11 protein-coding genes and 1 tRNA gene are annotated in these 13586 nt (G+C 69.2%); 5 read left to right on the forward strand and 7 right to left on the reverse strand.

Going from position 1 to position 13586, the window contains the following annotated elements; all coding sequences use genetic code 11:
- Positions 1-36 precede the first annotated feature (36 nt).
- From ABZ319_RS37750 to ABZ319_RS37765, 4 genes are all read right to left on the reverse strand, one after another.
- Complete coding sequence (locus ABZ319_RS37750; RefSeq protein WP_354991385.1) at positions 37-306, reverse strand: hypothetical protein; 270 nt, start codon at positions 304-306, stop codon at positions 37-39.
- Between the two features lie 8 nt (positions 307-314).
- Positions 315-560 (reverse strand): CsbD family protein, encoded by a 246-nt coding sequence (locus tag ABZ319_RS37755; RefSeq protein ID WP_354991386.1) that lies wholly within the window; start codon positions 558-560, stop codon positions 315-317.
- 291 nt (positions 561-851) lie between these two features.
- Positions 852-2147 (reverse strand): D-arabinono-1,4-lactone oxidase, encoded by a 1296-nt coding sequence (locus ABZ319_RS37760; RefSeq protein ID WP_354991387.1) that lies wholly within the window; start codon positions 2145-2147, stop codon positions 852-854.
- 125 nt (positions 2148-2272) lie between these two features.
- Entirely contained in the window at positions 2273-2947 is a 675-nt protein-coding gene (locus ABZ319_RS37765) for a TetR/AcrR family transcriptional regulator (protein ID WP_354991388.1), read from the reverse strand.
- A 118-nt stretch (positions 2948-3065) separates the two neighbouring features.
- Between ABZ319_RS37765 and ABZ319_RS37770 the strand changes: the two genes are divergently transcribed.
- Complete coding sequence (locus tag ABZ319_RS37770) at positions 3066-4568, forward strand: MFS transporter (protein ID WP_354991389.1); 1503 nt, start codon at positions 3066-3068, stop codon at positions 4566-4568.
- A gap of 148 nt (positions 4569-4716) precedes the next feature.
- Here ABZ319_RS37770 and ABZ319_RS37775 read toward each other — a convergent pair whose 3' ends face one another.
- Positions 4717-5847: a lipase family protein gene (locus ABZ319_RS37775; RefSeq protein WP_354991390.1), complete on the reverse strand. Its 1131-nt coding sequence runs from the start codon at positions 5845-5847 to the stop codon at positions 4717-4719.
- Positions 5848-6684: 837 nt separating this feature from the next.
- Between ABZ319_RS37775 and pgm the strand changes: the two genes are divergently transcribed.
- The 3 genes from pgm (at position 6685) to ABZ319_RS37790 (ending at position 10565) form a co-directional block, all read left to right on the forward strand.
- A complete protein-coding gene (pgm, locus tag ABZ319_RS37780; RefSeq protein ID WP_354991391.1) occupies positions 6685-8325 on the forward strand; it encodes a phosphoglucomutase (alpha-D-glucose-1,6-bisphosphate-dependent) in 1641 nt (546 codons plus the stop codon).
- Complete coding sequence (locus tag ABZ319_RS37785) at positions 8318-9523, forward strand: MFS transporter (RefSeq protein WP_354991392.1); 1206 nt, start codon at positions 8318-8320, stop codon at positions 9521-9523. The genes pgm and ABZ319_RS37785 overlap by 8 nt, the downstream gene beginning before the upstream one ends.
- A 298-nt stretch (positions 9524-9821) precedes the next feature.
- Positions 9822-10565: a thioredoxin domain-containing protein gene (locus ABZ319_RS37790; RefSeq protein WP_354991393.1), complete on the forward strand. Its 744-nt coding sequence runs from the start codon at positions 9822-9824 to the stop codon at positions 10563-10565.
- Between the two features lie 336 nt (positions 10566-10901).
- Here ABZ319_RS37790 and ABZ319_RS37795 read toward each other — a convergent pair whose 3' ends face one another.
- Positions 10902-11219, reverse strand: coding sequence for a hypothetical protein (locus ABZ319_RS37795; RefSeq protein ID WP_354991394.1), 318 nt, complete (start codon positions 11217-11219; stop codon positions 10902-10904).
- 329 nt (positions 11220-11548) lie between these two features.
- Positions 11549-13369 carry a DUF222 domain-containing protein gene (locus ABZ319_RS37800; protein ID WP_354991395.1) on the reverse strand — a complete coding sequence of 607 codons (1821 nt, stop codon included), beginning with the start codon at positions 13367-13369 and terminating at the stop codon, positions 11549-11551.
- Positions 13370-13496: 127 nt separating this feature from the next.
- Between ABZ319_RS37800 and ABZ319_RS37805 the strand changes: the two genes are divergently transcribed.
- Positions 13497-13569: transfer RNA gene (locus ABZ319_RS37805), tRNA-Ala, on the forward strand.
- Positions 13570-13586 lie beyond the last annotated feature (17 nt).

A 13586-nucleotide genomic window follows, 5' to 3' on the forward strand; every position in this document is an offset into this window, starting at 1 on the left:
GGTGCGGGGGCCCGAGCCCCCGCACCCGATGGCCTACTACTTTCCGACCCGGTCCTTCAGCGATTCGACGATCGCGTTCACCGCTGCCATGACGTCCTGCGCGGCGTGCTCGAGATTGGCGCGCACCTCCTCGAGGGTGCCCTGCATGTCCTCGGTGGTGAGCTTGTCGGCGAATGCCTTGGCCATGTCGGCGAGATCGGCCGCGGCGGTGCTCGCCCGATCGGCCAGTTCGGCGGCGGCGCCGCTCGCCTTCTCGGCGAGCTGCCCGGCTGCTGCGGTCAGACCACTGTCCTCTGTATTTGGCATACCCGCGGCTACTTCGCGCCGCCGAGCTTGTCCTTGATCTTGCCGACGAAGCCGCCGACCCGCTCGCGGACGTCCTCCACGGCGTCCTCGAACTTGTCCTTCGCCTGGTCGGCCTTGCCCTCGGCATCCTTCGTGGCGTCCTGAGTCGCGGACTTCGCCTTGTCGGCGGCCTCACGCGCCTTGGCTTCGGCGTCCTTGGCGGCATCCTTGGCTTTATCGGCCGCCTCGTCGAATTTGTCGTTGAGATCAGACATCGAAACCTCCTCGCGTGTGGTCACGCCCGGGTGCGGGCGTGCATTCGGGACAGTCCGACGAACAGAACTGCTAACGCAGCGATCTTTCAGCAAATGAGCATAGTCGCCTCCGACACCGGGCGGCGGAAAAGCAACGAGCCGGGTGCATGTGCACCCGGCTCGGGTAGAAAACCCAGTGGTTCGCGGCCCGCCCGGTTCTGGACTGACGGAGCGGGGGAGCGAAGCGGAGGAGCGGAGGAGGGAAGAACCGGGTTACGAGGGCCGCGAACAGCCGGAGCGAAGCGGAGGCAATTAGACCGAGCCGAGTACCCGCTCGATATACGGGTTGGTGAACCGGCCCTTGGGATCGAAGCGCCGCCGGACAGCGGCGAACTTCTCCCACTCGGGGTACCGCTCGGCCAGCGTGTCGGCGGTCTGGAAGTGCCGCTTGCCCCAGTGCGGGCGGCCGTTGTACTGATCGAAGACGCGTTCGCAGGCGCGGAAATAGGGCTCGTACTCCATGCCGGCGTACTGGTGCACGGCGATGTAGCAGGTTTCGCGGCCGCCGGCGGGGGACAGGAACGCGTCGTCGGGCGCGACCCAGCGCACTTCGATCGGCATGACGGTGTCGAACCGCGCGGCAACCTGCTTGATCTCGCGGATGGCGTCGGCCGAATGCTCGCGCGGGATGGCGTATTCCATCTCGGTGAAGCGGAAGAGCCTGGGGCTGGCGAAGACCCGGTGCGAGCGCTCGACCTGGCGGCGGTAGCTGCCCGCGTAGGCCGCCGCGCGCTGCACGTACGGGATCAGCTTGGGCTGCGCGCGGGTGAGCTTGCACAGCGCGTCGAAGGTGTGGTTGGTGATGAGGATGTCGGAGAACCAGTCCACCACCGGGTGCCGGGGCTGCTCGGGCAGTTCGACCCGGTTGTTGCGCTTGGTCATGGCCAGCGGGCTGTGCGCGAACATGTAGAACTCGAAGTGCTCGTTGCCGTCGACGTGCGTGTCCAGATCGGCGAGGACATCCTCGACGGGCTCGGGGCGCTCGACGCCCTCGAGCACGAACGACGGGACCATCTGCATCGTGACCTCGGTGACCACGCCGAGCGCGCCGACGTTCACCCGTGCCGCGCGCCAGCCGTCCGGGTCGGTCTGCTCGTTGAGTTCGACCCGGCTGCCGTCGGCGAGCATGAGTTCCACCGAATGCAGTGCGGCCGAGAGGTTCTGCAGCTTGGCGCCGGTGCCGTGGGTGGCGGTGGCGGTCGCGCCCGCGATCGACTGCACGTCGATGTCGCCCAGGTTGGGGAACGCCAGGCCCAGCGGGTGCAGCGCGGTGCTCGCGGCGTTCAGCGTGATGCCCGCCTCGGCGCGGACCAGGCCCGTGGCGCGGTCCACCGAGAGGATCTTGTCGAGCTTGTTCAGGCGCATCAGGGTGCCGTCGGTGAGCACGGTCTCGGTGAAGGAATGGCCCGATCCGGCGACCCGGACGGTGTGCCCGGCGGCCTCGGCCCGGGCCAGCACGGTGGCGACTTCCTCGGGCGAGCCCGGTGCGGCGATGGACGCCGGAGAACAGCTCTGATCCCCGGCCCAGTTCACCCAAGAGTTGGTCATGCGACCAACTTTAAACCGGCAGTGTGATGTGCGCTACTGGAATGTGACCGAAAGCTAGCTGGAATGCGAATTTCTTCCGCCGCGCGCGCGGCGGGACCGGTGGACCGGTCCCGCGGGCGGATGCGTCAGCGTTTGCTCTTCTCGCAAATGGCGACCTTCGCGGCGTGCACCTCGTCGTCGGTCAGCGCGGGCACGTTCAGCGGCAGGCGCGGCACCGAATCGCCGCGCACGCCGTTCAGTACGACCGCGGCGTAGCGCCGCCACACCTCGGGATTGACCGTGCGCGCGAAGCCGGCCACGCCGTCGACCATGTTCACCAGGGCGAAGAAGTCGCCCGGCTCGATATCGGGCTGCACCGCGCCGGAATCCTTGGCGCGCTGCACAACCTGATGCATGCCGGGCTGGATGCGGTCGCGCACGCAGGTGAAGCGGTCGATGCTGTCGCGCATCTCCAGCAGCACCTCGCTGAGTCCGCGGTTGGCGGCCATGTGCTGGCAGGCGTACTCGAACAGCTCGACCAGGCCCTGCCACGGGTCGCGATGGTGGAGTGCGGTGTCCACGGCAGAGGCGAACTCCGAGACGTTCTGATCGAACACCTCGGAGATGAGCTCCTGCTTGTTCGCGAAGCGCCGATATACGGTGCCGACGCCCACGCCCGCCTTCGCGGCGACATCGTCCAGCGTGATCTCTAGACCGTGCTCGGCGAATAGTTCGCTCGCCGCGGTGATGATCCGCTGTTGATTGCGGGCGGCGTCCGCGCGCAAACGCCGAGGTGGGGGCGCGGTGGTGACGTGATTCACACCCAGATCCTAACAGGAGGCGGGATTATCCGGAGGTTATTTCTCCGTTTAGCTGTTAGCTTGGATCGGTAAACGGAGATGGGCTCTCCGTTAATCCTAGGGGACGAGGAGAACAACCATGACGACAGCTCTCGAAAAAGAGCAGGCGGCGCCCGCGCCGGCCGGTGACGGCCGGCGCGGATCGCACGCCATGCGCTGGTGGGTGCTCGCCGTACTCGGCGTCGCACAGCTGATGGTCGTGCTCGACGCGACCGTCGTGAACATCGCACTGCCCGAGGCCCAGCTCGATCTGGGCTTCTCCAACGCCGACCGCCAATGGGTGATCACCGGATACGCCCTGGCCTTCGGCAGCCTGCTGCTGCTGGGCGGACGCCTCTCCGACCTGTTCGGCCGCCGGACCACCTTCATCGTGGGCCTCATCGGCTTCGCGGTCGCCTCCGCCGTCGGCGGCGCCGCGGCCAACTTCGAAATCCTGGTCGCCTCGCGCGTCGCGCAGGGTGTGTTCGGCGCGCTGCTCGCGCCCGCCGCGCTCTCGCTGCTGACCGTCACCTTCACCGAGCCCGGTGAACGTGCCAAGGCGTTCGGCATCTTCGGCGCCATCGCCGGCGCCGGCGGCGCACTGGGCCTGCTGCTGGGCGGCGCGCTCACCGAATGGGCGTCGTGGCGCTGGGTCATGTACGTGAACCTCGTCTTCGCGGCCGTCGCACTGGTCGGCGCGATCCTGTTGCTGGCCAAGCACACCGCCACCGAGCGGCCCAAGCTGGACCTGCCCGGCACGCTCGCGGTCACCGCCGCGCTGTTCGCCATCGTGTACGGCTTCTCCAAGGCCGAGACCGACGGCTGGACCGACTCGGCGACCCTGGGCTTCCTGATCGGCGGCGTGATCCTGCTGGCGGTGTTCGTGTTCCTGGAGCAGCGCGTCAAGAACCCGCTGCTGCCGCTGCGCGTGGTCCTGAACCGCACCCGCGCCGCCTCCTACATCACCGTGTTCGCCATCGGCATCGGCATGTTCGCGATGTTCCTGTTCCTGACCTACTACATGCAGCAGTCGCTGGAGTACTCGCCGATCATCACCGGCGTGGCCTTCCTGCCGATGGTCGCGGGCATGGTGGCCTCCTCGACCACGGTGCCCTCGCTGCTGGTGCCCAGGGTCGGGCCGCGCGTGACCGTCGTGGCGGGCTTCCTCATCGCCGCGGTGGGCATGGCGCTGCTGACCAACATCGGCGTCGACACCGCCTACGCCACGCATATCCTGCCCAGCCTGATCCTCATGGGCATCGGTCTCGGCACCGCGATGTCGACCGCGTTCATCGGCGCGACCTCGGGCGTGCATCACACCGACGCCGGCGTGGCCTCGGCCATGGTGAACACCAGCCAGCAGGTGGGCGGTTCCATCGGCACCGCGCTGCTGAGCACACTGGCGGCCTCCGCGTTCGACGACTATGTCGCCGACCGGGTTCCGCCGTCGCCGCAGACGCTGGCCGAAGCTGCCGTCCAGAGCTACACCACCACCTTCTGGTGGGCGGCCGCCATCTTCGTGGTCGGCGCGGTGATCACCGGACTCATCATGCCCAACACTGTCCCGCAGCCGTCGGAAGGTGAACCGGTTCTGGCGCACTGAGATTCGAATAGCCGCGCGCCGAGCTCACGAACGGGCGCGCGGCGACTCGGGTACTGATTGTCCCGCGGTACGACAGGGGCCCACTCGCGATTCGCGAGTGGGCCCCATCGTTGTTCTCGGTGATGTGTTCGAGCTACTGCCGAAAGCGCTAGCGGCAGTTGGACGGTGCGGGCCTGCCCGCGAAACGATCGCCGATCCAGCCCATCGCGTTCATCGTGCCGGGCGCGATCGCGGTGAGGTGGTCGGTGCCCGGGATGACGTCGAACAGCACCGGGGTGCCCGCGGCGCAGTACTTTCCGGCGGTGTTCATCGCCAGATCCAGCGGCACCTGATCGTTGCCGCCGTGCCACTGGTAGATCGGGGCGCGCGGCACCCCGGGGTAGATCTCCAGCGCGTTGGCGTGGAAGGTGCTGATCAGCGTCGGGTCGTTCTCCATGCCCGCGTTGAACATCTCCCCGATGGTGTGGCCCGCGCCGGCCGAGATGATGTCGTCCACACACGCATTGGCGATGCGATCGCGCATCGCGAATCCGGCGGGGGTCAGGGCGTTGCCGAGCGGCAGTTCGCCCGGGTACTCCCGTTCCATGCCCATCGCGACCGCGAAGCCCAGCCCGAACAGCGGGTGCGGAGTGTCGCCGACCTCGATGGCCATCTTGCCCGGATTCACCGGCACGCCGCCCATGGCGATGCCGACGATGGGCAGTTCGGGTGCGTATTCCGCGGCCAGCGCGCCCGCGAAGCCGGTGGACATCGCGCCACCGGAGTAGCCGACCATGCCGACCGGTGAATCACCCAGGCCCGCGGGAGCGAAACGCTTGGCCGCCCGAATGCCGTCGAGGGTGATCTGGCCGCCGAGCCGGGCAGCGCCGTAGGCGCTGGTTGGTCCCAGGTGATCCGGAACCGCCACCGCCCAGCCGCGGGCCAGCAGCATGTTCAGCGCGGCGGATTCCTTGAGCCCGCCGTTGAAGAGCGTGTGCGAGGGGGCGCACTGCATGCCGAGCGAGTTCACGAACGGCTGGTACGAGACCAGCGGATGGGAACCGCCGCCGGGCGGGACGATCACGGTCGTCACGGCGGCGATGGGGCCGCCGGAGGAATCCGTGGAGTGAAAGAGCAACTGCCACACGGTGGAACCGGGCCAGCCGTGGGCGCCCACCATGCGCGAGCGCAGCACATCGCCGGGTGCGCTGTCACCGAGATTCCCTGGGGCGTAGTAGAAGCCGTCCCCTTCCGGGATCGGGTACACCGCACCGTGCGCGGTCGGTGCGTTCGTAGCCACCGCGATCGCTACTGCGGCAATTCCGCAGGTTCGGAACAGCATGCTCCTGATCGACTGCCGTACCGACAAATTGGCTCTCCTCGTGGCCGTTGGGACAACACCTGGCAAGCCGCCCTATCCTTGCAGCTCCGCAGCGGCATTCGGCCTCAGCAACACGCCGTTCGGCAATGAATTGGCAACCGAAACGGGCGGGTTTCCGATCGAGATGCCCGGCGGCGCGGGAGCATCGAGGTCGCGCGGTGACCCTGCTGCGACGGCGCGGAAGTTCGTAGACTGCTGGAAACGGGCCGGATCCCTTCCGCGCCCGGCCACCTCGGGGGGGAGGTGGTCGATATGGCCGGGCGCGACCGTGGCGGGAACGGGCGTGGCACGGTGGATATCGGTACGGCGCGACGGAACGGGGGCACGTGATGGGCGAGGTTCGGCGATGACGGTCGCACCGGCGGCACGGGGCGATATGGTCGGCATGACAGCCCGCTATCTGCCCGATCGCGTGCGGGCCCCGCGATTCGCTAGGGTCTGTGGACCGGGCACACCGATGGTGAACGTCGCCGAATCGGGGGCGGCGGGCCCGCCGGACCCTGTGGGAGCGCAGCATTGGGAGTTCGGCGCCGCGGGAATAGGGCTTCCCGGGGCACCGGCCGCACCCGGTCTGTTCGGCTGTGCAACGATTCGATGGGCTGAGGAGGGCGTTGACAGCTATGCGGTGGCGAACGTCGTGATCGGCGTCGCGGCAAGGCCGGCCGTGACCCGCCCCGGGACCTGGTCCGGGCAGCGGGTGGGGTCGTGATGTTGATGACCAGCCGGGCGCAGGCGATACGGAAGGGCGGTGCGAGCATGGCTCACGATCGCGCGGGCCGGCCCGCGCGGCCCACGGATCTCGAGGACATCGCCCATCTGGTGACGGCGTACTACAGCCGTATTCCCGATCCGTCCGTGCCCGCGCAGCTGGTGTCCTTCGGAACCTCGGGGCATCGCGGATCCAGCCTCGACGTGGCCTTCAACGAGGCGCACATCCTCGCCATCACGCAGGCGATCGTGGAGTACCGGGCGAGTCGCGGCATCACCGGGCCGCTGTATCTGGCCCGTGACACGCACGCGCTGTCCGAGCCCGCGTGGACCACCGCGCTCGAGGTGCTCGCCGCCAACGACGTCACCACCATGATCGACGCGCGGGACAGGTACACGCCCACACCGGCTTTGAGTCACGCGGTGCTGCGGCACAACCGCGGCGGCACCCGGCATCAGGCGGACGGCATCGTGGTCACGCCCTCGCACAATCCGCCGCGCGACGGCGGCTTCAAGTACAACCCGCCGCACGGCGGGCCCGCCGACACCGTGGCCACCGACGCCATCGCCGCGCGCGCCAACGAACTGCTGCGCGGCGGGCTCGCCGACGTGAAGCGCACCAGCCTGTCCGCGGCGCTGGCCGGCAAGGTCGAACGCTACGACTATCTCGACCGCTACATCGGTGACCTGCCCAACGTGCTGAACCTGGACGCCGTGCGCGGCGCCGGGATCCGGCTGGGCGCGGACCCCATGGGCGGTGCGAGCGTGGACTATTGGGAGGAGATCGGGCAGCGGTACGACCTCGAACTCGAGGTCGTCAATCCGTTCGTCGATCCGACCTGGCGCTTCATGACCCTGGACAGCGACGGCAAGATCCGGATGGATCCGTCCTCGCGCTACGCCATGGCCTCGCTGGTGGCGATTCGCGACGACTACGACATCTCCACCGGCAACGACGCCGACGCCGACCGGCACGGCATCGTGACTCCCGATGCGGGCCTGATGAATCCGAACCACTACCTGGCGGTGGCGATCGAGTACCTGATCGCCAATCGCAGGGGGTGGGACGCGCTGACCAAGATCGGCAAGACGGTGGTCACGTCCTCGATGATCGATCGCGTGGTCGGGGTGCTGGGCCGCGACGTGTACGAGGTTCCGGTCGGCTTCAAATGGTTCGTGCCCGGATTGTTCAGCGGCAGCCTGGCTTTCGGCGGCGAGGAGAGCGCCGGGGCGTCGTTCCTGCGCATGGACGGCACCGTGTGGACCACAGACAAGGACGGCATCCTGCTCTCGCTGCTGGCCGCGGAGATCACCGCGGTCACCGGGCAGAGTCCGTCCACCCGCTACGCCGAGCTCGAGAAGCGGTACGGCAGCCCGGCCTACAACCGGATCGACGCGGCCGCCACCGTGGAACAGAAAGCGCGGCTGGCGGCGTTGACGCCGGACATGATTACCGCGACAGAGATCGCCGGCGAACCGATCACCGGCATTCAGACCCGGGCCCGCGGCAACGGCGCGCCGCTGGGCGGGGTGAAGGTGACCACCGAGAACGCCTGGTTCGCCGCCCGCCCGTCCGGCACGGAGGACAAGTACAAGATCTACGCGGAATCGTTCCAGGGCCCCGAGCATCTCGCGCAGGTGCAGGCGGCCGCGGAGGAGATGGTGGGACGGGCACTATCCGGTGAGTAAGTCCAAAGCCCTGCCGGTCGAGATCTGGGTACTGGTGGGGTCGGCCTTCACGATCGCCATCGGATTCGGGCTCGTCGCGCCCGCCCTGCCGCAGTTCGCGCGCAGTTTCGGGGTCGGGGTCGCCGCGGCCTCGTTCATCATCAGCGCCTTCGCGCTCATGCGGCTGATCTTCGCGCCGATGAGCGGCAAGCTCATGCAGCGGCTGGGGGAGCGGCCGGTCTATCTCACCGGGTTGATCATCGTGGCGGTGTCCACCGGCGCGTGCGCGTTCGCCCAGACCTATTGGCAGCTGCTGGTATTGCGGTCGCTGGGCGGCATCGGGTCGACCATGTTCACGGTGTCCTCACTGGCGCTGGTGATTCGGATGTCCCCGCCCGCCGAGCGCGGGCGGGTGTCCGGGGTGTACTCGACCAGTTTTCTCATCGGATCGATCAGCGGGCCGCTGGTCGGCGGCGCGCTGACCTTCCTCGGCCTGCGCGCGCCGTTCCTGATCTACTGCGTGGCGCTGCTCATCGCGTCGCTCATCGTGTATGTGGCGCTGAAGGATTCCCCACTGGTCACGCCCGAATCGGCCGGCGGGCTGCGGGTCATGACCTTCCGCGAGGGGCTGGCGAACCCCGCCTACCGGGCGGCGCTGTGGTCCAACTTCGGTAATGGCGCCGCGGTTTTCGGTGTGCGCATGGCGCTGGTGCCGCTGATCGTGGTGGAGGTGCTCGACGAGGGCGCGGCCATGGCCGGGGTGGCGCTGACGGTGTTCGCGGCGGGCAACGCGGCGGTGCTGTTCCTGTCCGGGCGCTGGTCGGACACGCTGGGCCGCAAGCCGTTCCTGATCGCGGGCACGCTGGTCTGCGCCGTCGGCACCGCCGGGCTGGGGCTGGCTCCGAGCCTGCCGTGGTTCCTGGTGGCGTCCGCGGTGGCGGGGCTGGGGTCGGGCATGTTCTCGCCCGCGCTGCAGGCGTCGGTGGCCGACATCGTCGGGCCGAATACCCGGGGCGGGCCGGTGCTGGCGGGGTATCAGATGTCGGCCGACCTCGGAACGTTCCTGGGGCCGTACTTGATCGGGCTGCTGGCGGATCAGGTGTCGTACGGGCTGGCGTTGGCGGTGACGGGCGTGCTGCTGGCCTCGGCGACCGCGGCGTGGCTGGCGGTGCCGGAGACCTTGCACCGCAAGGAGACCGCGCCGACGCCGGCGGTGTGAGGCGGGGTGGCCCGCCGATGCGGCGGGCGTGACGCAGCACGCGGTGCGGAAGCGTGCGGTGCGGGTGTGCGTGGCGCGGAGGATCCTGTGCCGTCGACGGTGGCGTGGTCGCCGGCGGGGAGCGAGACCCCCGCATGAGAGACCGGGCGCGCGATGAGGGTTCGCAGTTTCGCGTCCCACTCGGCGCCGCTGTCGTGGTCGGACCGAGCAGGCGGCGTGCGTTCGAGCGCGAAGGGTGCGGGGCTCTCTCGGCGGGGTGGGTGGGCGTTCGGGCGCTCGGTGGTGCAGAGTGGGCGGGGTGAGCACACCGTCTACGAAACACACTCCGCGGCCGGTCTCGAGCAGGACCACCTATGCCCTCGCGGCGGTAGCCGTGGTCGTGATCGGGTTGATCGTCTTCGCTGTCATGCAGTGGAGCGGCGGCAATGGGGACGAGGTGCGCAACGACGGATACGGCTCCTCCCATGATCCGGCGGTGAGCGTCGCCCTCGACTCCGACGGCGCGATCGTGCTCGGCAAGTCCGGCGTCACCAAAACCGTTGAGATCTACGAGGATCCGCTGTGCCCCGCCTGCGGCCAGCTCGAGCGCCGCTACGGCCAGGAGATCGCGCAGCAGGTCGACGAGGGCAAGATCGCCGTGCGGTACCGCCTGGTGAACTTCCTCGACGACGCCTCGCGCAGCAAGGACTACTCGACCCGCGCGGTGGCGGCGAACGAGTGCGTCGCCCAGGCCGGCGACGGCCCCGTCTACGCGAAGTTCCACACCGCCCTGTTCACCACCGACCAGCCCGAGGAACGCGCCGCCGACCACGACAACGCGGCCCTGGCGGCCCTGGCCAAGAACTCCGGCGCGTCCGCCGACGTGGTCAGCTGCATCATCACCGGCGACCGCCTCGACACGGCCCGCAACCACGCCGAGTCCGCGATCACGTCCCTGAAGTCGGCCCTGGGCAGCGACAAGGCCGCGACCCCGACGGTTTTCGTGGACGGCAAGAAGGTCGATGTGAACGACAGCGACTGGGTCCTGAACGCGGGCAAGTAGTCCCGAGGTTCTCTCCGGCGGTGGGTGGCTCGGGCTGCCCACCACGTCGTCGGCAGATGGTTGCGCGCTGTCGGTCTGTGACCCCCAGGCCGCAGGGGTGAGCGGCACGCACCACTGAACTGCGAGCTGTGCGTACCCGGACCCGAAGCACCGAGTTCGTGTCTCGTTCGAGAGCCGCTGCGCGGGTGGTGAATCCCGGGTGATCTTCACTTCGCGGAGTTCGTCGAGGGAACCCACCCGTCGTGCATCGGAGCGTTCGATTCGCTTGGACAGTCCGGACGGACGGTGTGACCGCACGGCGTGTGGCGGCGGTCGGTCCCGTAGGCCACCCCGCGTTCAGCCGTCGAGTACCGCGCGGCGCAGTCTGCCGGTGTAGTTCCCGGCGCGGCCCAGTGCGTCGTCGGCGGCGTCTAGTTCGAGGAGTGCCTCCTCGAAAACCTCGGTGGCGCCGGCGACGCAGTAGTGCGGGGAGGTGAGCGCACCGACCCCGGGCGTGTCCAGCAGCAGCCCGCTTTCGGGGAGTGCGCGATACGCCTGCGCCAGGTCGGCGACCTCGTGCCGCAGCGCCTCGAGCCGCTCTCGCAGCAGTCGCCGCCGCTGCTCGAGCAGCAGGGGATCCGAACTGTCGGCGGTCGCACCGGGGTCCGTGCTCATGAGCCCAGCATGCGGGATGCCTGGGACCGCGGCCCGGGATTCCGCTGTGGACGAACACGTTTGGGGTGCGGCCCATCGAGTGGACAGGAGGGCCGCACCCCGGGCGGGGAGCCGCACCGGAATGCGGCCCCGTGGTCGTGGGTTTCGGTTCGGGCGCAAGAGATAGGCGGAATGCGGTCCGCCCGGTGGGGCCACCGGACGGACCGCACTCCTGGCAGGGAGCCGTCGACCGGCCACGGCACCGAGGGTCGGGACAAACCTCGGGTCAACGTGGGCGGTCGGCTCCTGGTTCGGGGAGGCGTGAAGGTTCGCCGCAGAGCTGTTCGCGGTCAGTGGGTTCCGGTGCGGGTGGCCGGCTCGGGGATGTCGTTCTCCGGCGTGCAGCGGGACAGCTGGGCGTGGATCAGGGGGTGGGACTCCAGGGGGTAGGCGAGGTCCACCGGGAAGGGGCGGGGAATGGGGAGGTCGGTGTGGGGGCGGCGCAGGGCATTCGGCCAGGTGGGGGCGTCCAGGTCGGTGTGCGGGAACAGATAGCGCGCGCCCTCGCGGATGGTTTCGTGTGACTCGCCGCTCGGGTCGATCCAGCGCATGTGATCGGTGTCCGAGAGATAGACACGCCAGGGCTGTTTTCCGCTGTCCGCCAGCAGCTTCAGGCGGCAGTGGTGGCTGCACAGCACCGATCTCGCGGCGGGGTCGGAGGGGACCGCGCGTAGTGCTCTGGCCGGTTTGAACTGCGCGACAATGGTTTCGGCGGCGGGCATCGTGCAGCCCGGGAAGCGGCAGTGCCCGTCCACGGCGCGCACCTCGCGCGGGGGCGCGGCGATGAAGGGACGCAGCTGCACGCGCGGCACCAGATTCCCCCGGTCGACCGAATACGCCACCACCGGTGGTGAATCCGGCGACTCCGCGGGCTTCGGCTCGTCCGCTCGCGCGGCGGGCGCGTGCGGGTTGAGCCGCTCGGGCCGGGACCAGTCGTCGATCGGCCTGGCGCTCAGTCTCTCTCGGTTCGCCTTGGCCCAGAGCGCGGCCTCGGTCTGCGGCCGCCGCGAACTGGGATGCACCTGACCGGGTCTGAGCGTCGTGTCGTTGACGACGGGTCGCGGTACTTCGATCTCCACGCGCACCGCGGCTGTGTTCATCGTGGATTTGCGCTGCTGCTGAACGGGATCGGCCGCCGCTGGCTCGTCAGGCTGCTCGGCCTGGGTCGACTCTTCCTCCCGCTCGGGCTCGGGCTGCGGTTCGTCCGGGAAGTACTCCGGAATCACCTGGAACCGAGCGTGTTCGGCGAGCGTGCGCGCGAGCGCGGGATCGATCGGCCCGTATCCCGCCAGGAAAGCCGGATCGTCCCGCAATCCCAGCAGCGTGTCCGCGGAAACTCCGACCTGCACCAGCGGCCGTCTGGTGCTGACCGGTGCCACGGCGGCCGGGCACGCCTTACCTCGCCCGCACCGGCAGCCCAGCTGCGTGCTGCCCTCGGCCAGCGCGACGAGCGCGTCCGAGCGCCGCTGCGGCATGCTGCGCGGGTCGTGGTCGCAGACCTGCAACGACATCTCCCGCAGTCGCATGGCCAGGGTCTGCGCGCCGGCCGCGGGTAGCAGCCCGTCGAACACCGCCATCCCGTCCTCGACCGCGCGAATACGAATGTCGCGGTCCTCCTCGCGCGCTTCGCGCCGCCGCCGCTCCCCGTCGGGGTCGAGGCGAATGAGCCAGCGTCGCGCTGTCTGCCGCAGCCGCGCGGGATCCGAGCGGATAGCGGTGTCGATCAGCCGGGGTTCGAGGACTTCGCGCACCTCGCGGGTGAGCCCGCGCATGCTCTCCACGATCACCTGCACGCGGGAGAGGTCGATGCGCCCGGCCGCGAAGGCGAGCTTGGTCTGCGGTAGCGAGTCGAGCGCGAGTCCGATGTCGATGAGCGCGGCGGCGACGCCTTCGCTGACCTGCACGGCGACGGCGATCTCGGCGGCCGCGAACTCGCCGGCCCGCGTCCCGCCGGGCCCGGGCGCGGCGTTCTCGGCCCGATGCCGCCGATACACCTCCCGCACCGCCGTGACCTCCGCCGCGTGCGCGAAAGCCGCTGCTCCATGTGCCCGCCGCAGCGCATCGATCAGCTCTTCGTCGCCCATCGCCTCCACCTCTCTGCTGTCGAACATGTGTTCGAGGCTACCCCCGGAAGATCGTCATTGCCAGCCTTTACGCAGGCGATTTGGTTTGTCCGACACGCGTCGTGTAACTTCGTTCAAGCAAGCGGGGCACGCCCCGCGAGCGAGAACTGAACACGGGGCTATGGCGCAGCTGGTAGCGCACCACACTGGCAGTGTGGGGGTCAGGGGTTCGAGTCCCCTTAGCTCCACTAATCGTGGCATTACA

The sequence above is a fragment of the Nocardia sp. NPDC005978 genome, from assembly GCF_040614455.1.
Lineage (GTDB): Bacteria > Actinomycetota > Actinomycetes > Mycobacteriales > Mycobacteriaceae > Nocardia.